Source organism: Acinetobacter sp. YH12129 (assembly GCF_013418685.1).
Lineage (GTDB): Bacteria > Pseudomonadota > Gammaproteobacteria > Pseudomonadales > Moraxellaceae > Acinetobacter > Acinetobacter amyesii.
This window is the reverse complement of the sequence record NZ_VPBP01000001.1, coordinates 167,772-191,724: the sequence shown is the minus strand read 5'-3', so window position 1 is coordinate 191,724 and position 23,953 is coordinate 167,772. Positions and strand designations below refer to the sequence as shown.

Sequence of the window (23,953 nt, the reverse complement as noted above, 5' to 3'; positions counted from 1 at the left end):
TAGTCAACTTCAGAATATTTTTTGTAAGAAGCTTTAAGTTATAGGTGTTTAAGCCATTATTTTTGACCGATTAGACAAAAATAAAGCCCTCATAAAGAGGGCTTTATTTCATTATTCTGTCAATAAACTCGAACTAAGCGTTCTATTATTTAGCAGCTTCGCCCCAAGCTGGAACTACAGCTTGCATAAGCGGTTTAAGCATTTTCATAGAACATGCAAGTACTTGACCATTGTCCATTGAGTCGTTACCACCACGAGCATCAACCACAGTACCACCCGCTTCTTTCACAATAAGTTCGCCTGCAGCGATGTCCCAAGGTTTCAAACCAAGTTCGAAATAACCATCGAAACGACCTGCAGCAACGTATGCTAGATCAAGAGCAGCAGAACCTGAACGACGGTATTGAGCACCGGCTTCAGTCACATTTAACAATGAGTTGAAATGGTTTTTCGCATAAGAAACCACTTCGCCATTACGAATTTTACGATACGCATGACCCACTGAAAGGAAAGTGTTTTCTAAGCTGTCTTTTACATTAACACGAATACGGCGTTGGTTCATCATTGCACCGCGACCACGGCTTGCAGAGAACAACTCATCTTTCACAGGGTCATAAATAACACCGTGTTGAGTTACACCTTTATGTTGAACTGCGATAGAGATACAGAAATGTGGAACACCATTGACGAAGTTTAATGTGCCATCAAGTGGGTCGATGATCCAACACCAATCAGCGTCGTGACCTTTACCTTCTTGAAGACCAAATTCTTCGCCTAGGAAGCTGTGATTTTTATAGCTTTTACGTAGGGTATCGATAGTCAATTGTTCCAAATAACGGTCTACACGCGTTACTGGACCATCAATTCCTTTTTCTTCGACTTGTAGATCGAGTTTATGACGATTTTGATGCGCTTTTAAAAGCTCTTGACCAACTAATTGAGCCGCACGCGCAGCCATAACCACCATAGGTTCCATTGAACACCCACTACAAATTTGAAGATACTGATAAAGAATAATGCATAAAAGCCCTTATATCTTATCAAATATAAGGGCTTTTAGGGAAAAAATGTTTCTAAAAATTAGAAAATCAACAAACCACAGTTTGCTTATGTTTTAGCCAGCTTTGTGTCACAGAAGCGCTAATGCCTTCAGCATCCAATCCAGCCTGATGCAACATTTGAGCATGTGTTGCTTGATGCATAAACTCGTCAGCTAAACCTAAATTCAGCACCGGCTTAACCACGCCTGCTTGGGCTAAATATTCATTCACTGCACTGCCCGCACCCGCCATCACTGCATGCTCTTCAACTGTCACAAACAGTTGCGTACTTGCTGCGATTTGATCGATCAACTGTGTATCTAAGGGCTTCACGAAGCGCATATTAATCACACGTACAGCCACATCTAGCTTTGTCGCTAAAGCCTGTCCTGCCTCTAGTGCCGCTTGAACACGACTACCGAAAGCCAGAATAGAAATGGTGTCATCTTGCTGATCATTGAAGTTTGCAAGAATTTCACCACGGCCAATTTCAAGCTCGGTCATCTCTTGCTGAATCTCAACACCCAGTCCATTACCACGTGGGTAACGTACCGCCGCTGGGCCTTTATACAAATAAGCCGTATGCAACATTTGACGACATTCATTTTCGTCTTTCGGCGCCATGATCACCATGTTCGGCACGGTACGCATAAAGGCATAATCATAAGCACCCGCATGCGTAGGGCCATCTTCACCAACCAAACCTGCACGGTCGATACCAAATGTCACGTCGAGATTTTGCAAAGCAACGTCATGAATCAGTTGGTCATAACCACGTTGTAAGAAGGTTGAATAGATTGCAACAACCGGTTTTACCCCTTCACAGGCCATACCCGCAGCCAAAGTCACCGCATGTTGTTCTGCAATGGCAACATCAAAAAAACGCTCAGGGAACTGCTTGGCAAATTGCACCATGCCTGAACCTTCACACATCGCTGGGGTAATCGCCAATAAACGATCATCCTGTGCAGCTTCATCACATAACCACTGACCAAAAACATCTGAATATTTCGGTGCAGTTGCCACTGCAACGGGTGCATTCACTTTACTGATGGCATGGTATTTGATTTGATCTGCTTCGGCAGGTGCAAAGCCTTTACCTTTTTTGGTATAGACATGCACTAAACGTGGGCCTGTGCGTTTTTTTAAGGCTTCAAACACATGTGTTAATTGTTCAACATCGTGCCCATCAAAAGGACCAAAGTAGTTAAAGCCAATGGCTTTAAATAAGTTATCTGCAGCATCGGTCGCAGCACAATGTAGGCGTGAGTTATACGCCCATTCAGGATGCGGTTGAATATAGGCTTCGCCATTTTCAGAAATATTCACCGATTGACCACTTTCCCAAATCGCAGCCAAATGTTTGGCAAAACCACCGGTACTGCATGAGATCGACATATCATTGTCGTTCAATACCACCATGAGGTCAGCATTGTGTGCCACCGCATCGTTCATGGCTTCAAAAGCCATGCCCGCTGTCATCGCGCCATCACCCACGATTGCAACCACATGACAGGGATCTTGCTTGAAGCGACGTGCCAATGACATCCCAAGACCAGCAGAAATCGCTGTTGATGAATGGCCTACACCAAAGGTGTCAAATTCAGATTCTTCACGGGCAGGAAACGCAGCCAAACCATCTTTGGCACGAATCGTCACTAATTGTTCACGACGACCGGTTAAGGCTTTATGCGGATAAGCTTGATGACCCACATCCCAAATCAAACGATCACGTGGCGTTTCAAAACAATAATGTAATGCCACGGTTAATTCGATCACCCCAAGATTGGCACCAAAATGCCCACCACTTTGTCCGGCCGCATACAAAATAAATTGACGTAACTCATCCGCCACTTGCTCTAATTGGCTGCGCTCGAGTAAACGAAGTTGTTGAGGATGGTTAATCGTATCCAGCAACGGTGTTACAGGGCGTTGAGATGGTATTTCTTTATACAGCATAATGTGGCAAAGCCTTCTAAAGCCTGGCAAATTCCTAAGCTCGGTCTAAATGGGTAACTCGATCATATCGTCGAATTGTATCACCTTACAATCAGCCAAACTTGTAGCGATGTAATTTTTAGCAATGATCTCGTTGGGGAGATTTTGAATGAGTCAGATTATCCTGAATAATCTTCCTATTTATCAACTATTATCGTTCGCTTTATACAAAAAAGAAAATGTTCTGCATAAATTCGTCGTTGCAATTCTACCAATGTCCAAGCATTACGCTATACTTTAGCCAATTTATAATCGAATAAACGGGTTAAGCAGTGCCTATAGAATTTGTCGCAACGTCAAGATTACCGACCGCTTTTGGTGAATTCAATATTACGGTTTTTCAGGATCCTGAAACCGGTGAAGAACATGTCGCACTCTCTAAAGGACTAGAACAAGCTCCCACTGAACCTGTTTTAGTACGTATCCACTCCGAATGCCTGACTGGTGATGCCTTCGCTTCACTTAAATGTGACTGCGGCCCACAACTTCAAGCCACCCAAAAATTAATTAATGAAGCGGGCCAAGGGGTGATTTTATATTTACGCCAAGAAGGTCGCGGGATTGGTTTAACCAATAAAATCCGTGCCTATGCCCTACAAGACCAAGGCCATGACACAGTCGATGCCAATTTATTATTGGATCTTCCTGCTGATGCACGTCGTTATGATATGTGTCCTATCATGTTGAATCATCTTAACATTACTGCGGTGCGCCTCATTACCAATAACCCGTTAAAAATTGAAGCTCTACAAGAACAAGGCGTGAATGTCGTTGATCGTGTTCCGCTGACTGTGGGTTTAAATCCCTTTAACGAACAATATTTAAAAACCAAACATGATCGTATGTCGCATATGTATCAAAAGGATGATTTTTAAAAATCCTTTAAATTCTCCATAAATTAATCCCTCCAAACCTCCCTTTACAAAAGGGAGGCTTCCCCCTCTTTATTAAAGAGGGGTTAGGGGAGATTCAAATCGTCATCGAAAAAATACGATTTTCAGGAACACGACGTTTTAATCGTAAATCAAAAGCCATGCAGATATTACGGACAAAAGGCTTGCCTGCATCACTCACCTGAATGTGCTGATCAAAAATCTCGAGCAAGCCATCTTCTTGCATTTCAGCCAATTGCGCTAATACTTCATCAAGCTCAGGAAATTGCATTTCTGGACCTGCCCAAGAAGTTTGGAAGGTACACATCAAATTGAGAATATGTTTACGAATGATTAAGTCCTCATCTGTCAGCACATGCCCCCGATAGACTGGAATTTCATTCACTTCTAAACGTGCATAATAGTCTTCAATTTTCTTTTCATTTTGTGCAAAGCTGTACCAACTATCACTGATCGAAGATAAGCCGAGACCAATCATCACTTGGGTTTTCGATGCGGTATAGCCCATAAAATTACGGTGCAAACTGCCCTGCTGAAAAGCTTGATACATCGGATCTTGGGTTAATGCAAAATGATCCATCCCAATTTCATGATAGCCTTGCGCCAGTAGCTGTTTTTTACCTTCTTCATAGCATTGACGCTTTAAATCATCTTTCGGGACATCGGCATCTTTAAAACCACGCTGACCATTGCCCTTAATCCATGGTACATGTGCATAGCTATAAAAGGCTAGACGATCTGGCATCAAACGAGTGGTCTGTTCAATGGTATGCAACACATCGTTTAAATCCTGAAATGGCAGACCAAAAACCAAGTCATGCGAAATAGAGGTATAGCCAATATCACGTGCCCACTGTGTTACTTGTTCAACATGTGCAAAGGGCTGAATACGGTGGATGGCTTTTTGCACCTTCTCATTATAATCCTGCACTCCATAACTTACGCGTCGAAAACCAACATCATACAAAGCTTGTAAATGCTCACGTGTGGTATTGTTCGGATGCCCTTCAAAGCTAAATTCATGTGCATCAGCAATATCAGCATGCACTAGAATGCCTTGAATCAACTGGGTGAGATGCTCAGGAGAAAAGAAAGTAGGCGTTCCCCCGCCCAAATGAATTTCTTTAATTATTGGCCGGTCGACCAAGAGCTGACAATATAAGTCCCATTCTTTCAGCACCGCCTGAATATAAGGCAGCTCCATCTCATGTTTTTTCGTGACTTTTTTATGGCAACCACAAAACGTACATAAGCTTTCACAAAATGGTAGATGGATGTACAGACTGATGCCTTCGCTGTGATTAGTCTCATCAAATGAACGCTTCAATCCCTGTTTCCACTGTTGCAATGAAAATTCAGCTTCCTCCCAATACGGCACGGTTGGATAACTGGTATAGCGTGGACCCGGTACATTGTATTTTTGAATTAAAGAACTCGCCTGCTGAGACATCGATGCACCATTTCAATCAATGAGATTCAATTTAAATCTACCTGATGATTATTGTGCTGAGCTTCAGATGTGAATTCAACCTAGCAAATTTGTCGGAATAGTCCCAATTTCAGTCTGAGCAATTGCTGCTAACTTTGCATGATCTTTTGGTTTAATCACTAGATTTCCAGATTTAAAGTAAAGAGCCGATGCTGAGTATCGGGAAAAATGCCTTAAGTTTTCACCTAATTTATGCTTTGATGACACTTATCTTTAAATTATTTTAATAAAGGTCACCATGCAGAATCCAACTTCAGCCGATATACAACGTGTAGATGAATTCCTTCGCGATTTACAGGCACAGATTTGTGCCGCATTGGAACAGCAAGAACGTGCTGGTGGCGGAAGTGCCGAATTTGCGATCGATGACTGGGAACGCCCTGAAGGTGGTGGTGGTCGCTCACGTGTTCTTCAAAATGGAACGGTGATTGAAAAAGGCGGCGTGATGTTCTCGCACATTAACATTTCAAAATTACCCGCCTCTGCGACTGAACGCCATCCCGCTATTGCAGGTGCAAAAGCGCAAGCCATGGGCGTGTCGTTGGTAATTCACCCGAAAAACCCCAACGTCCCAACCTCACATGCCAATGTGCGTTTATTTGTCGCCGAAAAAGAAGGACAAGATCCGATTTGGTGGTTTGGCGGTGGTTTTGACCTCACTCCATTTTATCCAAATGATGAAGATGTCTTGTCTTGGCATCAAACTGCCCATGATCTTTGTGCCCCATTTAGTGATACACTCTATGATGAACATAAGAAATGGTGTGATGACTATTTCTATCTAAAACACCGTGATGAACAACGTGGTGTGGGTGGTTTATTCTTTGATGATCTCAACCAATGGGACTTTGAAACCTGTTTCAAATATATGCAGGCCGTCGGTAATGGTTATTTAGAGGCGATTTTACCAATCTTCCAAAGAAACCAAGACAAAGCCTATACCGAAGCACAACGAGACTTCCAACTTTACCGTCGTGGTCGTTACGTTGAATATAACCTAGTGTATGACCGTGGCACCTTATTTGGCTTACAAACTGGTGGGCGTATTGAATCCATTTTAGTAAGTATGCCACCTTTGGCGGGCTGGTCGTATCGTCCTGAATGGGAAGAAAATTCTCCAGAGAAAAAGCTCACCGACTTTTATTTAAAACCGCATGATTGGCTTAATATATTGAAATAAAATAGATAGACATGTATTTGCCTCTGTCCATCAGGGGCTTTTGATTGCCTTTTAATTAAAGTATTTGTATTTCTAGGTAATATCTTGATGCATAAATAAATTTTTTAAGCATTTACTTTGTAATCATATTGCTCAACAATGACACATCTTTTAAACAGCTTTACGCTATGTCATTGCACAATGTGTCAATAAACTCATGGCTGTAACTTTCTTGTACGGAGTACAACGCACATGACACATCAAACACTCAATAAAAAAGCAGTCAGTCTTACTGCCTTGGTGTTTTGGAGCTTTGCTGTTGTGCTGATCAGCGCTATCAGTACTAATATTTTTTCCGAAACGTCTTTGAATGATAATTTGGCCATTGGCTTCATGGTCGTGGCCCTCATTGGTTTAGTCATTAGTGCTGCCAGCATCTTGATTCAAAGCGTCTTAGATATTTGTAATCCTTAATTTTCCCCCTTTATTTCACGATTTTAAGACTGCCCGAACTTTAGCCATCATCAGATTTGGCGTATATTGTCTGCTCTTTCACATCTACATGGACGCTGTGCAATGAGCAAACAATTTGCCGTGATTGGCAACCCGATTGAACAATCACGCTCACCTGAACTTCATCATGCCTTCGCTGAAAAAACAGGCCTCGACATTCAGTACAGCAAACGACTTGCGCCACTTGATGGTTTTCAGCACAGTGTCGAATCCTTCTTTGCCGAAGGTGGTATCGGTATGAATGTCACTGTTCCGTTTAAAGAACAAGCGTATGCACAATGTACCGTGCTTACTGAACGTGCCAAAATTGCAGGTGCGGTCAATACACTTTGGATGCAAGATGGTCAATTACACGGTGATAATACTGATGGTCAAGGCTTGGTGAATGCCATTCATGCCTTAGATTGGAATTTAGAACAGAGCGATATATTGATCATTGGTGCAGGTGGTGCAACACGTGGCGTGATTTATCCGCTGGTACAAGCTGGGGCCAAAAAAATCGTCATTGCCAACCGTACTTTAGCGCGTGCTGAACAATTGGTCGCTGACTTAAAAACTGCTGTCCCCAATGCCGAACTTGTAGCCATTGCCCTCACTGACTTAGCAGGTCAATTTGATCTGGTGATTAATGCCACATCGGCAAGCTTAACGGGTGATCCGCTAATTTTGCCTGAAGCATTACAATTCACGCACGCCTATGAAATGGCCTATGGCAAGCCGTCGACATTTTTGGATCAAGCCAAAGCACGCCATGTTCCAACCTCAGAAGGTTTTGGCATGTTGGTTGGTCAAGCGATCGAATCTTTTTCCATTTGGAATGGCGTCAAACCTGATCTAAAAGACTTTCTATAATTCAAAATGATTTGCTCAATTTACTTTCAGAGCAGTCGAAACACCTAAAAAAAGAACCTCGATTGAGGTTCTTTTTTTATCCAACTTAGTTCTTGTGTTTTTGAATGGCCTTATAGGTTTCATAATAAGCCGATTGGCTGAACAACTCTTTGTGTTCTGCTGCTAGGCCTTGCAATGACGCTTCTGATAATTTTCCTTTGATATCATCAGCAAAGGCTTGCGCGTAGATTTTTGATGCTTTCACCAAATGCGCTTTTTCAGTTCCTTCCAGTTCATAGCTAGCTAAAAAGTTTTGTTGATATAAATGTGCAAAAATCGCCTGATCAGTTTTATAGGTTTTTTGCAACTGCTTCCATTCAACCTGAGCTTTGTACTCGCCAATTCCTGACTGTACATAATGGTTGACCGAAGAACCTAAGTCATCAAAGTCTTGATAGCGATGCAAAGCATGCTTATCGCGTAATTGATTTAAACGTTTCAGCGCATTGCCTGTTGGTTCTTTTAAGCCATCAACAAATCGATATGCATAAACTTCTGCAATTTCATTCAAATCATTGGCTGAGTAATAACGCACATACTGAGCGCGATAGTTAGCAAATGCCACGACAAATGCCGCTTGATAGGCTTTCACTTCAGATTGATGGCGTTTATAACTTTGCAAAGCAACTGTACTGAGATATTCAGGAAGTTCGACTTCTTCATTTGCAGCACGGACATCATCGACCGATGCAGTTTCTGCTTCAACAAGCAGAGGATCATTTCCCGTGATTGGCGCAAGCAGGCCTTTCAACATATTTTCAAAGAGTGAATCTTTACTGACTTCCTCAATGGATTTTGCCTGTTTCATGGCTTGACGATCAATTGGAGTCGCATTGCCATAATTCAAAATTTGGTTGCTACTTTTCAGCTTTAATTGACCTAAACGTGGCTCATTAAAGGCCAATTGATAGTCCATTACTTGGACGCGGCCTTTGTGATCTAAGCCTACATCCATCACCACATTCGAAGATGATTTATCCTGTGCATTCAGCACCTGCGCAATTTCAGCTTGATGCTTTTGCCATAATTGCTGGAATTGTTTTACATCGACAAGTTGTTCACTTTGATATTGCTGGAATACTGGTTTTAACTGCTCAACAGCGTCCGAAATCTCTGAATCTGTATTGGATGTGTCCGCATCAGAAGCCGATGGTACAGAATCTTCTTGCAGCGGTATCACCCGAACATCTTGATAATCCTGACACAGTGTGACTTTACCAATCGGCACCTGTTTGGTGTTCATCAAGGCCTGACAGACTTCCTCAGATAAATTCGCTGTTTCGTCATCTTCTTCGGAAGCCGCATAAGCTTCGGTTACTTCAGTATCCGAACTATAGGTTTCTTCGTCATCACCCGCGGTCGCCTCCGCATATGCACTTGCAGTATCGATCGCGTACTCAGCAGATTCAGCTGCAGAAGACGTTTGTTCTTCTTCCGTTTCATGTTGGTGATACATCAGGCCATGCATTTTCGCATTGAGCAGCTCATTCACACGTTCTACAGATGCATAAGCCGCATCATCGTCTTCATCCTCAACTGCTGCCGCTACTGCAGTCCCTCCCGCCGCTTCAGCCGCAGCCATCGCCTCTTCGGAAGCACTAAGATGCACAGCAGCGTCCACAGATTCATCTTGCTCGGCGTCACTATTACGCTGACCTTTGATTTGCGTGATGTAATAGTTGGCGTTCACAAAATCAAAAAGTTCAAGCTGGGTGTAAAGCGCATTAAGATCACCCACATAGCGGATTTTTTTAGTCAGCCCTGCATTTTTTTCATCACGTGTTAAAGCAATATTTTGCACTTGATTCGGCTCTGCCAAGACATAGGGCAAAGCATTCATTTGTTTTAAATAGTCAGCAAATTTTTTCAAATCGTACTGAGCAATCGTCTCTTTATGTTTTGAAAAATCCACATAAGCCAAGCTGCTTTGGCTTTCACGATTTACCATAAACGGCATGAACGCAAAGTAGTTGGTATAAAATTTATGTTGATTAAAATCAATGATCATCGGCAACTGTGCATTGACCTGCAAAGTCGGTTTTTGATAACTCAATTGCAAGGTTAAGGCAGCAAGTTTTTCTCTAAAATGTACTGAACCGCTATAGCTAAACTGTAAATCATTCAACACATTCAGCAGTGATTGAGCAATTTTAGATTGCGGAGAAACGCCATCCTCTTCATCGCTATAACGCGCTGATGGTGGGATCGATTCATTGGCAATGGCTTGATAGAGCTGTTTCTTTTCTTTTTGGCTAAACGGAATATTTTGGGTTTTAATCAACTGATCAAGTTGTTTTTTAAGTTTAGGATCCAGCTCTGGCTGTGTACTAGTTGCAGGTTTTGACTTGGTTTCAGGCTTTTTTTCATCGAACTGAATATCGGTTTGAATTGAAAATTGCCCTTTCATGTCATAACTGGCATTTTCAAACATTGCGTTTAAGCCTTGAGTGGCTTGTTGCCCGAGAGACTGATCCGTTGAATTGGTTTTTATGACATGTTGAGCACACCCAGTAATACTCAAACCCAGTAAACAAAGTGTTATATATTTTAATCGCATAATTGTACGAAAGACCTAAGTTCTTTATGATTTATTAAAAGAAAAAAATGATCAAAAGATCAACATCAAGTCTATCAGAAGTTTATTTTTCACATGTTGGTTAAATATTACAATTCGCCTTTCTGACATTTTTTAAGGGCGTATTCATCAATGTTTTTTTGATGAAATTATGAATAATCAAAGCATCAATACAGATAATCCAAAAAAATTTAGATATTAGGATTAAGACTATGCCTGCATATAAAGCGCCTTTACACGATATTCGTTTCTTAATGAATGAAGTGCTCGATTACCCAGCACATTACAAAACTTTGTCTAATGGTGAAGCTGCTGATGCAGACACTGTCGACATGATTTTAGAAGGTGCAGCAGATTTTTGTGAAAATATCCTTTCGCCTTTGAACCAAACGGGTGATGAAGAAGGCTGTCATTTTGAAAATGGTGATGTGAAAACACCAAAAGGGTTTAAAGAAGCCTATGACCAATTTGTACAGGGTGGCTGGCAAGGTCTGTCTTTCCCTGAAGAATTTGGCGGTCAAAACTTGCCACAGTCGTTGAATCTCATCAAATCTGAAATGATGGGTACAGCAAACTGGTCATTCCAAATGTATCCGGGTCTCAGCGTAGGTTGTATCAACACCATTCTACAATTTGGTTCAGAAGAACAGAAAAACCAATATTTACCGAACCTTGTTGCTGGAACTTGGTCAGGCACCATGTGCTTAACTGAACCTCAATGCGGTACCGACTTAGGTCAGGTAAAAACCAAAGCGGAACCTCAAGCTGATGGTAGCTATGCAATTTCTGGTACAAAAATCTTCATCTCTGCGGGTGAGCATGATTTAACAGAGAACATCGTACATATCGTTCTTGCACGTCTTCCAGATGCACCTGCAGGTACAAAAGGCATTTCATTATTCATCGTTCCAAAATTCCTTGTGAATGCAGATGGTACTGTGGGCGAACGCAATCCTGTAACGTGTGGTTCGATTGAACACAAAATGGGGATCCGTGCTTCAGCAACAGCTGTGCTGAACTTTGACAATGCCATTGGTTACTTGATCGGTGAAAAACACAAAGGCCTACATGCAATGTTCACCTTCATGAACACTGCACGTATTGGTACAGCAATTCAAGGTATTGCACATGCTGAATTGGCATTCCAAGGCGCACTTCCATACGCCAAAGAACGTATGTCTATGCGCGCACTTTCAGGTAAAAAAGATCCTGAAAAAGTAGCCGATGCGATTATTCACCATGCAGACGTACGTCGTATGCTTTTAACTCAAAAAGCGATCGCTGAAGGCGGCCGTTCAATGATTTACTATGCAGCTCAAATTGCGGACAAAATGACTGATGCTTTAACCCGCGGTGATACAGCAGCGTTTGAAGCACATGATGACCACTTAGGCTTCTACACCCCGATTCTCAAAGGTTTCTTAACCGAAATGGGTTATGAAGCTGCAAACCATGGTATGCAAGTATACGGCGGTCATGGTTATATTAAAGAATGGGGCATGGAACAAATTGTTCGTGACTCACGTATCTCTACTCTCTACGAAGGCACAACAGGCGTTCAAGCACTAGACTTGATTGGTCGTAAAGTTCTGTTGACCTCTAAAGGTAAAGTGATTCGTGACTACACAGCTGAAATCTTGAAGTTCTGTGGTCAACATGCACGTAACAAATACATGCGTCGTTTTGCGTGGGACTTAACGAAGCTTTGCGCACAGTGGAATGCATTAACGGTTCGTATCATGCTTGCAGCACGTAAAGACCGTGACATCGTATCTTCTGCTTCTGTCGATTTCTTAATGTTCTCTGGCTACGTGATGATGGCTTATTTCTGGGCACAACAAGCTGCCGTAGCTTCTGAAAAATTAGCAGAAGGCAATGGTGCAGAAGTTCCTGAGTTCTATAAAGCAAAAATCAAAGTGGCTGACTTCTACTTTGAACGTCTATTACCACGCTCACAAGGTCACGCTGAAGCAATGGTTAACCCATCGAAGACCATGACTTCTTTGGCTCCTGAACACTTTAGCTTTGACTACTAAGCTTTAAACCGAGTTAAATGACTCTATAAAAAGACCGCTTCGGCGGTCTTTTTTGTCTTCTCTTTTAATTTTGATCTATAGGAATTACGAGTAGTATTCTTAATTTCTTCATGAGGTAATAACAATGTATAAAGATGAACTTTATATGGAGAAATATTGTTGTATTTTTCAACAAAAATAGAACACCTTATCGCTAAACATAATTTTATTTAATAAATAACCCGAATCGCGGATAAGAAATAAACTTGAAAATAAGAAGACTAGAGCCATCAGTTGAGTTACCACACAAAACTCACAACTCTAGTCCTAATGTTCAATAGTACCGAATTATTCTGCGTAATTGATGATTTCTTTCTTAAATTTGAAGCAACTTATTGGAACTTTCTCAAACAAAATAGCCATTCTTTAAGAATCAGACGTGCTCATCTGACGATCTCAGAAATCTGCTTTATTGCCATTTGGTATAAATGTTCTTATTTCAGCAATTTCAAAGCCTTTTTCACATGGTTAAAAGAAGATAAAAGACATTTGTTTAAAAGCTTACCATGTTACCAACGGATGATTCATCTGATCAATATGCACCAATTAGCAATACATGCTTTACATGTGGCTCTGATGAAAGGTCAAAATACCCAATATTTGTGGATTGATTCAACGACTTTGCCAGTCTGTAAAAATCAACGTATTCAACGCCATAAATCATTAGCTCAAATAGCATCTCGTGGTAAAAGCTCGATGGGCTGGTTTTATGGCTGTAAGCTACATATTGCGATGAACCCATTTGGTGAAATCGCTTGTTCTACTTTATCAAATGGGCATATAGCTGACATAAAAATGGTTGAGCAATTGGCTGACGGCTTAGAAGCAAAGCTATATGGAGATCGTGGTTATATCAGCCAGGAACTAAAAAGCAGGTTAAAAGATCAAGGTATTGATTTAATTACTTACCATCGAAAAAACATGCAATCCATCCAACTATCTGCATCAGATGAATATCACTTAAGACAACGAAATAAGATAGAAACGTTATTCAGCTTATTGAAAGGACAATACAATTTAGTGACGAGTAAAGCTCGTAGTATTCATGGATTTCTGAGTGGGATTTACGCATCGTTATGTGCATATCAACTTAATCATCAAAATAAACCAACAATTCAAATTATGGAATCATTGGCTTAAGCGGGATTCGGGTTAAATATTAAATACTTAAAGTAAATTTCACTCGATGATTTTAGCTTTACATTTGTATCTCATACAACTTCATATCTTCTCCATAGCCTCCCCCTATGATGACTTCATTGATTCATAAAGAGCGTAACCATGAAAAAATTGATGTCTTCATTAATGATTTGTCTAATTGCAACAACTGCGACAATGTCTGCAATGGCAGCGCCTGCATTCGATCATAAAAATCCGCCACCTGCTGCACACTTCGAAAAAAAACCTGTACCGCCTAAAGCAACACATCACAAACCTGCTGGGCCGCAAATGGTGAAAAAAGAGCATCAACACGCTCATGCAAAATTTGCCAAACAAAATCATAAGGCAGTAGCTTTTAAAGGCAATCAACACAAACCTGTTTCGCAGCATAAATTACCGCCAATGCCACCGAAACATCGTTAAGCTAAATTAAAAAAAGACCGCTCATGCGGTCTTTTTTAATATTTACTTTGCTTTATCAGCAATAAATTCTTTAATCTCTATGGGTTTATCTTTTACCAACTCAACAGTGCCTTCATTCACACCATTAAAGTTCTTAAAGTGAATTGAAACACCTTGGTCGTTGGCAAGTCGTACACCACTTCCTGAAACTCCTCGTTTCAATTCATACACACGATCAGAATTATCAGTCAATTGTGCGGTTTCAAAATTATCTTTGGTTTTTAACTCAAGGCTTAGATCTTGTGGCCCTGTAAAGTGAATCACTTGCTCATCTTGAGCTACTGCAACATCGTTTGTTTGTGCAGTTGTGGCCGTTGCCTCTGTTGCAACATTTTGTTCTGATGGTGCTTTTTTATCGGTGCAACCCACCAAAGCTATAGTTAATAACGTCGCAGTTAAAATATATTTCATTTTCTGAAGTTCCTTTATGCCATGTAAATTCAATTATCAACTGAATAATTTCATACACATTCTGCAAATTACATTCGAAATATGAAAAATTACTTGTCGCTCAAATTTTAAAACAAGTTTGACATAGCTTTCATTACAGGAATTCTTCCAATACTGAATTTAAAAAGATATGTCCCTGCTCGGTACAAGACAAACGCGCAGGATCATTCACCATCAATTTACGTTCACGTAATGAGTTCAATAACTCGGCAATCGGCTCTAAACTTTCCCCTGTACGCTCGCTATATAGCTTGGCTTCCACCCCATGATTTAAACGAAGTGCATTCATCATAAATTCAAAAGGCATGTCGGCTGCTTCGATGCGCTTAAACTGAAGATGTTCAGCAGGTACTTTGGCTAAATAGTCTTTCGGCAATCGGGTTTTTTGGAAACGATACACCCCGTCTGGCATGGTCACTTTACCATGCGCGCCTGCGCCAATCGCTAAATAGTCACCAAACTGCCAGTAATTTAAATTGTGTGCCGACGGCTTTTCTTTACGCCATGCCGACACTTCATAATTGATAAAGCCTTGCGCTGTTAAATAGGCTTCGCCCTGCGCTTGAATCTCTTCAAGCACATCATCGACAGGCAGAATCGGCTGGGTGCGGAAAAAGACCGTATTCGGCTCAATCGTCAACTGATACCACGACACATGTGTTGCGCCATTTTCAACAGCAAGTTTTAAATCCAACAGTGCTTGCTCAATCGCTTGTTCAGGCAGGCCATGCATCAAATCGACATTCACCCGTTCAAAACCTGCTTCCCGTGCATGCTGAATGGCAGAAATGGCATCGTCATTCGAGTGAATCCGACCCAGTTTTTTCAGTTGCTCGGTATTAAAACTCTGCACACCGATAGATAAACGATTAATCCCTGCCTCTAAATAACCTGAAAAAGGATCGTGCTCAACCGTACCGGGATTGGCTTCCAAGGTAATTTCACAGCCCTTTTCAAATGGCACCAATGCTTTGAGCTGAGTAAATAACCATTGATAACCTTGGGCAGAAATCAAAGATGGTGTACCGCCACCAATAAATACACTATGAATCAGGCGGCCCTGAGCAAAATCGACTTGGGTTTTAAAGTCTTCAACCAACGCCTGTAAATATTCTTGTTCTAAGTCCAGAGACAATTCACCATTCGGCACCGCATGCGAATTAAAGTCACAGTATGGACATTTACGCACACACCACGGCATGTGAATGTATAAAGACAAAGGAACGAGTGCAGGATTTAATTCAGCCAAGGAGATTGCTCAAAATGCGTTGAAGAATACTGTTTATTTTAACATGACTGCATCAGAGTGCTTGTGAAAACTCTGATCGAATACAGTAGACTGATCATATTAAAAAAGAATTTGCTGATAACAAGATGAAAATAAGCAGCCATTTATTGTACTTACTGCCGCTCGCGATGGGTATTGGCATCGCCATGACCATTCAAACAGCGATCAACAGCCAATTGCGTGAATATTTATATTCACCGCTGCAAGCTGCCCTTTTTTCTTTTTTGGTTGGTACAATAGTCCTCGCCTTTATGGTGTTTTTTCAATCGGCCGAAAAACCGGACTTTGCAAGTTTTGCTCAAATCCCTTGGTATTTATGGTTGGGGGGATTTTTGGGTGTTTATGCCATCAGTATCAGTATTTATACCGCACCGAAACTGGGTTTTTTATCCCTCTCCGGTCTGATTATTTTTGGACAGATCTTAATGTCGATGGTATTTGACCATTTTGGCTTGCTCGGCACTGAAAAAACCCCGATTAACTGGCAACGCTTATTGGGTGGCGTGGTGATTTTTATTGGTGTGCTTCTCACTTTCCAACGCTAAGACCTCATTCCTAAGCACCTCACAAGAAATGAGTACATTCTGTGTCTACTGTCACGGCTGTAACAAGCAGCAAGTATGAATTAAAACAACTGTTTCATTTAATGATCCCGATATTGATCACGCAGTTTGCGCAAGCGGGATTTGGTCTCATTGATACCATCATGGCTGGACACATGTCCGCCAATGACCTTGCAGCCATTGCGGTCGGGGTCGGTTTATGGATACCGGTCATGCTGCTGTTCAGCGGCATTATGATTGCAACCACCCCATTAGTGGCAGAAGCCAATGGTGCTCGCACGCCTGAAAAAATTGCCACCATCGCCCGTCAGTCTTTGTGGGTCGCATTATTTTTAGGGATCATTGCCGCATTAGTCTTACAAGCTATGCCGCTGCTTTTACCGTTATTGGGTGTCCCTGAAGTATTACTTCCGAAGGCGAGCTTATTCTTACACGCCATTAGTTTAGGTATGCCTGCTGTCACCATGTACGCAGCTTTACGTGGTTACTCAGAAGCATTGGGGCATCCACGTCCAGTCACTGTGCTGAGTCTGCTGGCCTTATTGGTGTTAATTCCACTGAACTTTATTTTTATGTATGGTTTAGGCCCAGTCCCTGAACTGGGTTCAGCAGGATGTGGTTTTGCCACCGCGATTTTGCAATGGTTAATGTTCTTTGCTTTGGCGATGTACGTTTTCAAAGGATCGGCCTATCAAAAAACCCAACCTTTCGCTGCTTTTGAAAAAATGAACAGTGAATGGATCAAACGTATTTTAAAACTCGGCTTTCCGATTGGCTTAGCTATTTTCTTTGAAGTCAGTATTTTTAGTACAGCCGCTATTGTGTTGAGTCCCTTGGGCGAAGTCACCATTGCAGCGCATCAAGTCGCCATTTCGATTACCTCGCAATTGTTTATGATTCCAATGTCACTAGCGATTGCGCTGACCATTCGGGTCGGTACTTATTATGGGGAAAAGAACTGGCTGGCTATGCGAAAAGTCCAGAAAGTCGGTATGTTGACAGGGACGGTATTTGCCCTGATTACCATGTTGCTGCTTTGGCTTTTACGTAATGAAATTGTGTCACTGTATACCAATGACTATGATGTGACTCAGCTTGCGGTGTACTTGGTGTTGTTCGCGATTGCCTATCAGTTGATGGACGCATGGCAAGTCAGTGCCGCAGGGTGCTTACGCGGTATGCAAGACACCAAAGGACCAATGTGGATCACCATGATCGCGTATTGGATCATTGCCTTCCCTGTCGGGATCTATCTTGCACGCTTCACCACGACTGGTGCTGCAGGCGTTTGGATTGGCCTAATTGTGGGTCTGACTGTCGCCTGTATACTGCTACTTACACGTTTATTTATGATGAATAAACGTTTAGCTCAAGCGGGATAAGCCCTAAAAAATCATCTAAAAAGTTACTTAAAAATACGGCTACGCTATGCAGAAGATTAATGCAAATTAACACCCTGCATAGCAATGCCATAAATAAAAAGCATGAAGAAGAGGAAAATAAACATGTCCCATGTATTTCGCTCGATCAGTCTCTGTCTGAGCTTAGGCTTTTCCATGTCACTACAAGCTGAACAAACGATCAACCGACATGAATTTCCTTTATATCACGCACCCATTAAAGTCCAATCACAACCCGAATTTGATTACATCAATCAAGCACTTTGGACAGCCTTTCGCTTTTATCATGAACAACAAGCGGACTCATATACTGCACGTTTAAAATTAAGTTGTCAGCAGTCTGGTATGGCATATACCTATCAGGACTTCATCAAGGCCAATCAAAAGTTTGCCTCTGCGGATGATCAGGATTTTATCGTGACGCAAAACCTCATCACCTTGAATGAAAATTTACACCATAACCAATGCAGTAAATATCTCAGTCCACATTTAGAACTGGAAAAAACTGAAGCAACTAATGCTACGCAGTAACTTCAGTTGCACAATTTGATTCAAATAAAAGAACGATACGCGGAAATGTCATCCGCAATTGTTTGAGACAGGACTACCTCAAAACAAAAATGTTTTTGCAATACTTTAAATAATTAGACGCTAGTGAACGAGTTTTGCGGATGACAATGGTTTTGGGTACTTTTGCCGAAACAAAAGTACCTCCAGCTGAAGGCTAATCCCTTTATTCAATCCCTAGATGAAAGACTCCGTCTAATAAAATTAAAAATCTTTTTAAAAATGCGTAATTACTTTTACAGGCATAACATCAGTGAAGTTACAGGAGCAGCAAAACCAACTAATTAAGCGCCTCGATGGCATTTTTTAAACCTTGTGGCACTTGGCTGGCGTCTTCTACGTCTTTCACGATCGCCTGCCCGACGATCACATCTGTCCCATTAAAACTCATGGTTGGCGAGCCATACAATTCATAGCCTTCATTTAAAGCTTTGGTCACACGGGCACAGAAATTGACATCATCTTTACCAGTTAAATAGCGATACACTTTCATCGTTCAGTTCTCTTCTAGCGACGCGATATTTTAAACCATTCAGCGTGTGGCTTAAATTTGCCTGAATTATTTTCAGTATTTACATTTTTGCCCATCATTTTATCAATAGAAATAAAGTCTTAACAATTTAAAGTAGGCAGTTTGTGTTTTGTCGCCTATGATCGGTATTAGATAATAAATGATGATCTTGAGGAACATCACATGGCAAAAACGGCTAGCACACCGGGTCGTCGCTTTATGAAACTTGCCAGTATGACGGCAAGCATTGCTACTAAAACCGTTTCCAATTCCATCCGCAATATCACTGCCGATGAAGAACAGAAAAATGCATCTCGCAGTAAACTTTTTCAGGACATCGGTCTGCAAATTGCAGACACTTTGGGTGAAATGAAAGGTGCGGTGATGAAAGTCGGACAAATTGCCTCGCAGTACAAAGACATTTTTCCACCTGAAGTCGCAAAAGCGATCAGTAAATTACAACGCCAAGCGCCAGCCATGCCTTTTGCTGAAATTAAGGCCCAAGTAGAACAAGAACTCGGCAAACCCCTCGCGCAAATTTTTAAAAGTTTTGAAGAACAACCTTTTGCCGCTGCATCCATTGGGCAGGTGCATAAAGCCGTGTTACCTAATGGTCAGCAGGTGGTGGTGAAAGTGCAATATCCGGGTGTCGAAGAAGCCTGTGAAAGTGACTTAAAACAAGTTCGCCTTGCCCTTCGTCTGATGGGCGTATTGAAAATTGATCGGAAGTTACAAAACAAGCTATTTCGTGAAATTCAGGACAGTTTGGACAACGAACTGAACTACGAAATTGAAGCGCAAAACTTAAATGTGGCCCGTGCGTTTCATAGTGCGCTGGATGACAAAATCATCATTCCACAGGTCTATAAAGATTATTCTTCACGTCATATATTGACTTTAAGCCTAGAGCTTGGCGACAGTATAGAAACTGCCAGCACATGGTCACAAGAAACACGAAATGCCTTGGGAAGACGCTTATTCCGTACCATTGGCCGTGAAATTTTCTTCCTTAAACGTTTCCACTGTGACCCACATCCGGGCAACTTCGCCTTTCGTGAAGATGGTTCAGTCATCGTGTATGACTACGGCGGTGTGAAAACCCTGTCTCCTGAAATCGTGTCGCACTTTAAGCAATTGATTAATGCTGCACGCAAGCACGATATTCCACTGATGGAACAGCAACTTGATGCCCTACATTCCCTCAATGAACTCGGTAAATTCCCTGCGGACTTGTATGAACAATGGCTTGAAGTACTGATGCGTCCACTGACCACACAATACGACTTTGCTGAAAACTCAGCGCACCATGACGGGGTAGAATTAATTAAGCCTTCTCTTAAATACTGGGATGTGTTTAAACCGTCACCGGATACCTTGATGGTGAACCGGACTGTTTCAGGACATTATTGGAATTTGATTCATTTGAAAGTGCATGACAATCTCAATGATCTTTTTGATGAGTTGGTCCCACCTAGCGCTTAAGTGAATATGACGCGCTGATTGCCTGATGAATTTCGGGCAATATTTGCATTTTATATTGTTATGTTATAACATTTCTTTAATCAATAAATTTAAGGAACAGAAGAATGCGTGCCAACATCCATCCCGAATACCGTGAAGTGCTCTTTCATGACACCAATGCCAATGCCTTTTTTGTGATTGGCAGTACTTTAAGCACCAATCAAACCAAAGAGTTTGAAGGCAAAACTTATCCATATGTGACGCTCGATATCTCAAGTGCATCACATCCTTTTTATACAGGTGAACAACGCCAAGTGAATAACGAAGGACGTATTGCGAACTTTAATAAACGCTTTGCGCGTTTCAAACGCTCACAATAAGTTCAGTTTCGATTAAGTTTTTTCTTTTAAAATTAAAACATTAAAGAAGTTCAGGGTTACCCTCCTCCAGCCTGAGCTTCTTTTTTTTATGTCTGAAATTTTGTGGATTTCAAGCGTTGTTTTAAACATCTATTTTTAAAATCGACTGAAATAAGTAATATCCCAGTCCCAATACGATGACGCCAATCACCACACTGGAAATGGCATAACTAAATGCCAGCCCACTTTGCCCTTGTCTAAGCAGTTGGAAGGTTTCTAAGCCGAAACTTGAAAATGTGGTAAAGCCACCTAAGATCCCGACCATAAGCAATAAGCGTGCTTCATTTTGTAGAACGGGATATTTTTGGCTAAATGCAAAAAACACACCTGCACAAAAGCAACCTAAAATATTCACCCACCATGTTGCCCACGGAAAGAGCACGGTTGGCTTGGCCAATAACAGTCCTGCTGCATAGCGAAGTGTTGCCCCAATTGCGCCGCCACATGCGACCAAAAGCCAGTTCATAGTTGTCCTACTTCAACATCATTGGTATCTACAATTTAGGCAACAGACTGCCTAAGGTCTCCCTTCAATATACACGCATTTAATTTACGCAAATAGTGTTAAATGTTTGGGCCAAAGCTTGCTATAGTCTGCAACACTTTGCGGTATTTTTTATTGAAAGAGGACATTATGGCTCAGGAATTATTAGATCAACTTCAAGCAGGGACTGCGAAATTTTCAGATGTGATTGCATTTATTGAAGCGCGTTATAACCACACAGCAACCGCTTTTACCAATGGCAAACAAGCCAATGCAGCAACTGAAAACCAAGGCAGTGCCAAAGTATTTTCTTTTGCCCAATTGAATGGTCTAAACCAAGCTGAAACATTAAGTCTTTTTGCTGAACATTATGCTGCTGTTTTGGCGACACCAGACGCAACTGACCACCAAAACATTCGCCAATTTATGCAAAATGGTTGGGAAGGTATTCAATTTGACGGTCAAGCGCTCAGCGCGAAATAATGCTTAGGTGGACGTTCTAAATCTGTTCGTCTGCAATAAAAAAAGCCAGTACAAATACTGGCTTTTTTTATCGTTGGTCATCAGTTCAAATCAAGACACTCGAACTCTGCAAGTCCATTCAGCCATCGCGGTTTTTTCCCAAGCTCGTGCATGCTTCAAATGTAGTAATTCTTCACCGGCAGTCAATGCGGTAAAACGATAAGTTTTTTGACCACCGGCACCAAGCACTGGTGTCGCATCTGCAGCAGCTTGTTGTTGAGCTGATTGAAACACTTCTTCAACTTTAAAAAGTTTCGGTTGCTCAGCCAAAGACCATACATATCCGGTACTTGGATTTTCGTTTAACAGTACTTCTAAAGTTTGTCCACGATCCATCTCAAGCAAGGTCGGACAACTTTGCTGTTCAGTAAATACATGGGTTTTCCCATCTACAGTTGAACTCATACTGGTACATCCACCAAGTGCCAAACCACTCGCCAACATTAGACTCAAAATAAGCTGTTTCTTTATCGTCATTTTCATCATCAAATTATTTTACCTTGAATCTAATGCACACCGATTTCAATACGATCTCGATGCAATCGAAGTTTAGCCTTTGACTTTTTCAATCCACTGAATCGAACTTACACGAAAAACCTCACAAGCCCCATCACCCGTATCTGTTGGGGTCAAAGATGAAGTCCAAACTAAATCTTTGTCTTTCACCTCAACCAAATCCCCTTTTAAACGCACGAGATCGCCACGTTTCACTTGAGTAATTTGCTTCGCAATTTGCGGGTTTGCAGGAATGATGTGCATATTCGACACCATCATCATGGCTTGCTTTTGCGGTACAGGAACGCGATCCATTTTCCAATTTAAGAAACGGTCATATTGATTGACTGAAATCGTCCGAGCAATTTCTGGCTCTGCAAATAAGCCCCAACTGACCGCATAATCGATCGGAGAAAATTTTGCTTGTTCATCTGTTTGATAGGTTTTAGAACCTAAAATTCGGAAATCACCTTTAAATTCTTTCAAGGTAGAAATCGACTGGCCTTTGGCAGCAGGTGCTAAGCCTTTGGCAATATTATAATCTGAAGACGCTTGGACACCGACATTCAATAAAAAGCCTGCAAGCACAGTACTTAATGCAATTCGCTTGATCATCGCGTTATCCTCTTACCCTGTAATACTTCACATTACTCAATTTTAATTCTGCAATTGAGCCGACTTCATCTATTCATAATGCCCCAACCTGAACATGAGCTTAAAATCGCGTAGGTTGAGCCTGATGAATGTCGTTTTCACTAGTTGTAACTCTATATTACGCACACAGTCTGCATAAACCTTATGAACTTGGTAACAAAATGCTGTTATTCAGTCAATTGGCCCATATTCATGCTCCACGACATGATTTACACTTAAAAAAAAGCCAACAATAATGCCCCCTATGATTTATAAATTTTATCAACAACACATTTTTCCGCATCTTTTAAATCAAGTCATGCAAGTACCAAGCTTGATGGATAAACGACGCGAACTCCTGTTAGCTATATCTGGTGAGGTGCTCGAAATTGGCTTTGGTACAGGTTTGAATTTAGCGTTTTATCAAAATGTCGATACGGTTTTTGCCCTTGAGCCCAATCCCGATATTTTTCATTTAGCTGCTGAACGTGTACATGCAGCACCTTTTGAGGTACAGCATATTTTAGCTGGTGCTGAAAAATTACCCTTTGCAGATGAAAGTCTAGATCATGTCGTGAGTACATGGACCTTATGCAGCATTGCCGATATTGAAACTGCGCTTGAAGAAATCTACCGTGTCCTTAAACCAACAGGGACATTTCATTTGGTTGAGCATGTACAACACAATGAAAATCGAAAAATTAAGCAGTTACAGCATTTACTCACGCCCATTCAAAAGAAAGTCGCGGATGGCTGTCATCTGGATCGTAATATGCAAAAGTTGCTTGAAGATGCCCAGTTTGAATGTTTTGAAACGCAGTATTTTGATGCTGAAGGCATTCCAAAAATTGGTCAGCGCATGTTGCTCGCCCGCGCACGGAAGTTGAGTTAAAGCGTCCAAGGC

The 23,953-nt window shown here is 41.5% G+C and carries 24 protein-coding genes; 14 read left to right on the top strand and 10 right to left on the bottom strand.

What is annotated here, in order from left to right; translation table 11 throughout:
• Positions 1-145: 145 nt before the first annotated feature.
• Entirely contained in the window at positions 146-976 is an 831-nt protein-coding gene (locus tag FTU65_RS00925) for an inositol monophosphatase family protein (protein ID WP_078189303.1), read from the bottom strand.
• A 112-nt stretch (positions 977-1,088) separates the two neighbouring features.
• On the bottom strand, positions 1,089-2,999 hold the full coding sequence (gene dxs / locus FTU65_RS00920; protein WP_180066165.1) for a 1-deoxy-D-xylulose-5-phosphate synthase: 1,911 nt from the start codon (positions 2,997-2,999) through the stop codon (positions 1,089-1,091).
• Positions 3,000-3,310: 311 nt separating this feature from the next.
• Here dxs and ribA point away from each other — a divergent pair, with 311 nt between their 5' ends.
• Positions 3,311-3,913: a GTP cyclohydrolase II gene (ribA, locus tag FTU65_RS00915; protein ID WP_168379100.1), complete on the top strand. Its 603-nt coding sequence runs from the start codon at positions 3,311-3,313 to the stop codon at positions 3,911-3,913.
• A gap of 94 nt (positions 3,914-4,007) precedes the next feature.
• Here the strand turns inward: ribA and hemN are convergent, their stop codons facing one another.
• On the bottom strand, positions 4,008-5,381 hold the full coding sequence (gene hemN / locus FTU65_RS00910) for an oxygen-independent coproporphyrinogen III oxidase (RefSeq protein WP_180064826.1): 1,374 nt from the start codon (positions 5,379-5,381) through the stop codon (positions 4,008-4,010).
• Between the two features lie 277 nt (positions 5,382-5,658).
• Between hemN and hemF the strand changes: the two genes are divergently transcribed.
• The 3 genes from hemF (at position 5,659) to aroE (ending at position 7,944) form a co-directional block, all read left to right on the top strand.
• The gene (gene hemF, locus FTU65_RS00905; protein ID WP_180003423.1) at positions 5,659-6,600 is read left to right on the top strand and encodes an oxygen-dependent coproporphyrinogen oxidase; all 942 of its coding nucleotides are present in this window, start codon (positions 5,659-5,661) and stop codon (positions 6,598-6,600) included.
• A gap of 231 nt (positions 6,601-6,831) precedes the next feature.
• Positions 6,832-7,053 carry a hypothetical protein gene (locus tag FTU65_RS00900; RefSeq protein ID WP_078189308.1) on the top strand — a complete coding sequence of 74 codons (222 nt, stop codon included), beginning with the start codon at positions 6,832-6,834 and terminating at the stop codon, positions 7,051-7,053.
• 102 nt (positions 7,054-7,155) lie between these two features.
• A complete protein-coding gene (gene aroE / locus FTU65_RS00895) occupies positions 7,156-7,944 on the top strand; it encodes a shikimate dehydrogenase (RefSeq protein ID WP_180003421.1) in 789 nt (262 codons plus the stop codon).
• Positions 7,945-8,029: 85 nt separating this feature from the next.
• Here the strand turns inward: aroE and FTU65_RS00890 are convergent, their stop codons facing one another.
• The gene (locus FTU65_RS00890) at positions 8,030-10,540 is read right to left on the bottom strand and encodes a hypothetical protein (protein WP_180064827.1); all 2,511 of its coding nucleotides are present in this window, start codon (positions 10,538-10,540) and stop codon (positions 8,030-8,032) included.
• A gap of 230 nt (positions 10,541-10,770) precedes the next feature.
• Between FTU65_RS00890 and FTU65_RS00885 the strand changes: the two genes are divergently transcribed.
• From FTU65_RS00885 to FTU65_RS00875, 3 genes are all read left to right on the top strand, one after another.
• Complete coding sequence (locus FTU65_RS00885) at positions 10,771-12,594, top strand: acyl-CoA dehydrogenase C-terminal domain-containing protein (protein WP_180003419.1); 1,824 nt, start codon at positions 10,771-10,773, stop codon at positions 12,592-12,594.
• A gap of 309 nt (positions 12,595-12,903) precedes the next feature.
• Positions 12,904-13,773, top strand: a complete 870-nt coding sequence (locus FTU65_RS00880) for an IS982 family transposase (RefSeq protein WP_180064899.1) — start codon at positions 12,904-12,906, stop codon at positions 13,771-13,773.
• A gap of 141 nt (positions 13,774-13,914) precedes the next feature.
• Positions 13,915-14,217 carry a hypothetical protein gene (locus FTU65_RS00875; protein ID WP_168379843.1) on the top strand — a complete coding sequence of 101 codons (303 nt, stop codon included), beginning with the start codon at positions 13,915-13,917 and terminating at the stop codon, positions 14,215-14,217.
• A gap of 42 nt (positions 14,218-14,259) precedes the next feature.
• On the opposite strand, the gene FTU65_RS00870 is transcribed toward FTU65_RS00875, so the two are convergent.
• Together FTU65_RS00870 and hemW are read right to left on the bottom strand one after the other, a co-directional pair.
• On the bottom strand, positions 14,260-14,667 hold the full coding sequence (locus FTU65_RS00870; protein ID WP_111884191.1) for a hypothetical protein: 408 nt from the start codon (positions 14,665-14,667) through the stop codon (positions 14,260-14,262).
• Between the two features lie 133 nt (positions 14,668-14,800).
• Complete coding sequence (gene hemW, locus FTU65_RS00865) at positions 14,801-15,955, bottom strand: radical SAM family heme chaperone HemW (RefSeq protein ID WP_180064828.1); 1,155 nt, start codon at positions 15,953-15,955, stop codon at positions 14,801-14,803.
• 125 nt (positions 15,956-16,080) lie between these two features.
• Between hemW and FTU65_RS00860 the strand changes: the two genes are divergently transcribed.
• The 3 genes from FTU65_RS00860 (at position 16,081) to FTU65_RS00850 (ending at position 18,488) form a co-directional block, all read left to right on the top strand.
• Positions 16,081-16,539, top strand: coding sequence for a DMT family transporter (locus FTU65_RS00860; RefSeq protein ID WP_180064829.1), 459 nt, complete (start codon positions 16,081-16,083; stop codon positions 16,537-16,539).
• Positions 16,540-16,580: 41 nt separating this feature from the next.
• Positions 16,581-17,939, top strand: a complete 1,359-nt coding sequence (locus FTU65_RS00855) for an MATE family efflux transporter (RefSeq protein WP_306670494.1) — start codon at positions 16,581-16,583, stop codon at positions 17,937-17,939.
• A gap of 123 nt (positions 17,940-18,062) precedes the next feature.
• Complete coding sequence (locus FTU65_RS00850; RefSeq protein ID WP_168379838.1) at positions 18,063-18,488, top strand: hypothetical protein; 426 nt, start codon at positions 18,063-18,065, stop codon at positions 18,486-18,488.
• A gap of 316 nt (positions 18,489-18,804) precedes the next feature.
• On the opposite strand, the gene FTU65_RS00845 is transcribed toward FTU65_RS00850, so the two are convergent.
• A complete protein-coding gene (locus FTU65_RS00845; RefSeq protein ID WP_180064830.1) occupies positions 18,805-19,017 on the bottom strand; it encodes a DUF1737 domain-containing protein in 213 nt (70 codons plus the stop codon).
• 201 nt (positions 19,018-19,218) lie between these two features.
• Here FTU65_RS00845 and FTU65_RS00840 point away from each other — a divergent pair, with 201 nt between their 5' ends.
• Positions 19,219-20,517, top strand: coding sequence for an AarF/ABC1/UbiB kinase family protein (locus tag FTU65_RS00840; RefSeq protein WP_180066163.1), 1,299 nt, complete (start codon positions 19,219-19,221; stop codon positions 20,515-20,517).
• Between the two features lie 104 nt (positions 20,518-20,621).
• On the top strand, positions 20,622-20,876 hold the full coding sequence (locus FTU65_RS00835) for a type B 50S ribosomal protein L31 (RefSeq protein WP_078189321.1): 255 nt from the start codon (positions 20,622-20,624) through the stop codon (positions 20,874-20,876).
• Between the two features lie 121 nt (positions 20,877-20,997).
• On the opposite strand, the gene crcB is transcribed toward FTU65_RS00835, so the two are convergent.
• Positions 20,998-21,381, bottom strand: a complete 384-nt coding sequence (gene crcB, locus FTU65_RS00830) for a fluoride efflux transporter CrcB (protein WP_078189322.1) — start codon at positions 21,379-21,381, stop codon at positions 20,998-21,000.
• Between the two features lie 168 nt (positions 21,382-21,549).
• Between crcB and FTU65_RS00825 the strand changes: the two genes are divergently transcribed.
• Positions 21,550-21,882, top strand: coding sequence for a HopJ type III effector protein (locus FTU65_RS00825; RefSeq protein ID WP_078189323.1), 333 nt, complete (start codon positions 21,550-21,552; stop codon positions 21,880-21,882).
• A 90-nt stretch (positions 21,883-21,972) separates the two neighbouring features.
• On the opposite strand, the gene FTU65_RS00820 is transcribed toward FTU65_RS00825, so the two are convergent.
• Together FTU65_RS00820 and FTU65_RS00815 are read right to left on the bottom strand one after the other, a co-directional pair.
• Complete coding sequence (locus tag FTU65_RS00820) at positions 21,973-22,398, bottom strand: protease inhibitor I42 family protein (protein WP_249680054.1); 426 nt, start codon at positions 22,396-22,398, stop codon at positions 21,973-21,975.
• A gap of 72 nt (positions 22,399-22,470) precedes the next feature.
• Positions 22,471-23,031 (bottom strand): hypothetical protein, encoded by a 561-nt coding sequence (locus FTU65_RS00815; protein WP_078189325.1) that lies wholly within the window; start codon positions 23,029-23,031, stop codon positions 22,471-22,473.
• Positions 23,032-23,314: 283 nt separating this feature from the next.
• Between FTU65_RS00815 and FTU65_RS00810 the strand changes: the two genes are divergently transcribed.
• Complete coding sequence (locus FTU65_RS00810) at positions 23,315-23,941, top strand: class I SAM-dependent methyltransferase (protein WP_180066160.1); 627 nt, start codon at positions 23,315-23,317, stop codon at positions 23,939-23,941.
• Positions 23,942-23,953 lie beyond the last annotated feature (12 nt).

What these genes read in the sequence shown, in the direction of transcription:
- FTU65_RS00810 (WP_180066160.1), top strand. Translation starts at nt 23,315, where the DNA reads ATGATTTATAAATTTTATCAACAACACATTTTTCCGCATCTTTTAAAT.
- aroE (WP_180003421.1), top strand. Translation starts at nt 7,156, where the DNA reads ATGAGCAAACAATTTGCCGTGATTGGCAACCCGATTGAACAATCACGC.
- FTU65_RS00900 (WP_078189308.1), top strand. Translation starts at nt 6,832, where the DNA reads ATGACACATCAAACACTCAATAAAAAAGCAGTCAGTCTTACTGCCTTG.
- dxs (WP_180066165.1), bottom strand. Translation starts at nt 2,999, where the DNA reads ATGCTGTATAAAGAAATACCATCTCAACGCCCTGTAACACCGTTGCTG.
- FTU65_RS00820 (WP_249680054.1), bottom strand. Translation starts at nt 22,398, where the DNA reads ATGACGATAAAGAAACAGCTTATTTTGAGTCTAATGTTGGCGAGTGGT.
- FTU65_RS00885 (WP_180003419.1), top strand. Translation starts at nt 10,771, where the DNA reads ATGCCTGCATATAAAGCGCCTTTACACGATATTCGTTTCTTAATGAAT.
- FTU65_RS00845 (WP_180064830.1), bottom strand. Translation starts at nt 19,017, where the DNA reads ATGAAAGTGTATCGCTATTTAACTGGTAAAGATGATGTCAATTTCTGT.
- hemN (WP_180064826.1), bottom strand. Translation starts at nt 5,381, where the DNA reads ATGTCTCAGCAGGCGAGTTCTTTAATTCAAAAATACAATGTACCGGGT.
- FTU65_RS00870 (WP_111884191.1), bottom strand. Translation starts at nt 14,667, where the DNA reads ATGAAATATATTTTAACTGCGACGTTATTAACTATAGCTTTGGTGGGT.
- hemF (WP_180003423.1), top strand. Translation starts at nt 5,659, where the DNA reads ATGCAGAATCCAACTTCAGCCGATATACAACGTGTAGATGAATTCCTT.
- FTU65_RS00835 (WP_078189321.1), top strand. Translation starts at nt 20,622, where the DNA reads ATGCGTGCCAACATCCATCCCGAATACCGTGAAGTGCTCTTTCATGAC.
- FTU65_RS00860 (WP_180064829.1), top strand. Translation starts at nt 16,081, where the DNA reads ATGAAAATAAGCAGCCATTTATTGTACTTACTGCCGCTCGCGATGGGT.
- FTU65_RS00875 (WP_168379843.1), top strand. Translation starts at nt 13,915, where the DNA reads ATGAAAAAATTGATGTCTTCATTAATGATTTGTCTAATTGCAACAACT.
- crcB (WP_078189322.1), bottom strand. Translation starts at nt 21,381, where the DNA reads ATGAACTGGCTTTTGGTCGCATGTGGCGGCGCAATTGGGGCAACACTT.
- FTU65_RS00840 (WP_180066163.1), top strand. Translation starts at nt 19,219, where the DNA reads ATGGCAAAAACGGCTAGCACACCGGGTCGTCGCTTTATGAAACTTGCC.
- FTU65_RS00890 (WP_180064827.1), bottom strand. Translation starts at nt 10,540, where the DNA reads ATGCGATTAAAATATATAACACTTTGTTTACTGGGTTTGAGTATTACT.
- FTU65_RS00850 (WP_168379838.1), top strand. Translation starts at nt 18,063, where the DNA reads ATGTCCCATGTATTTCGCTCGATCAGTCTCTGTCTGAGCTTAGGCTTT.
- FTU65_RS00825 (WP_078189323.1), top strand. Translation starts at nt 21,550, where the DNA reads ATGGCTCAGGAATTATTAGATCAACTTCAAGCAGGGACTGCGAAATTT.
- FTU65_RS00815 (WP_078189325.1), bottom strand. Translation starts at nt 23,031, where the DNA reads ATGATCAAGCGAATTGCATTAAGTACTGTGCTTGCAGGCTTTTTATTG.
- FTU65_RS00880 (WP_180064899.1), top strand. Translation starts at nt 12,904, where the DNA reads ATGTTCAATAGTACCGAATTATTCTGCGTAATTGATGATTTCTTTCTT.
- FTU65_RS00925 (WP_078189303.1), bottom strand. Translation starts at nt 976, where the DNA reads ATGGAACCTATGGTGGTTATGGCTGCGCGTGCGGCTCAATTAGTTGGT.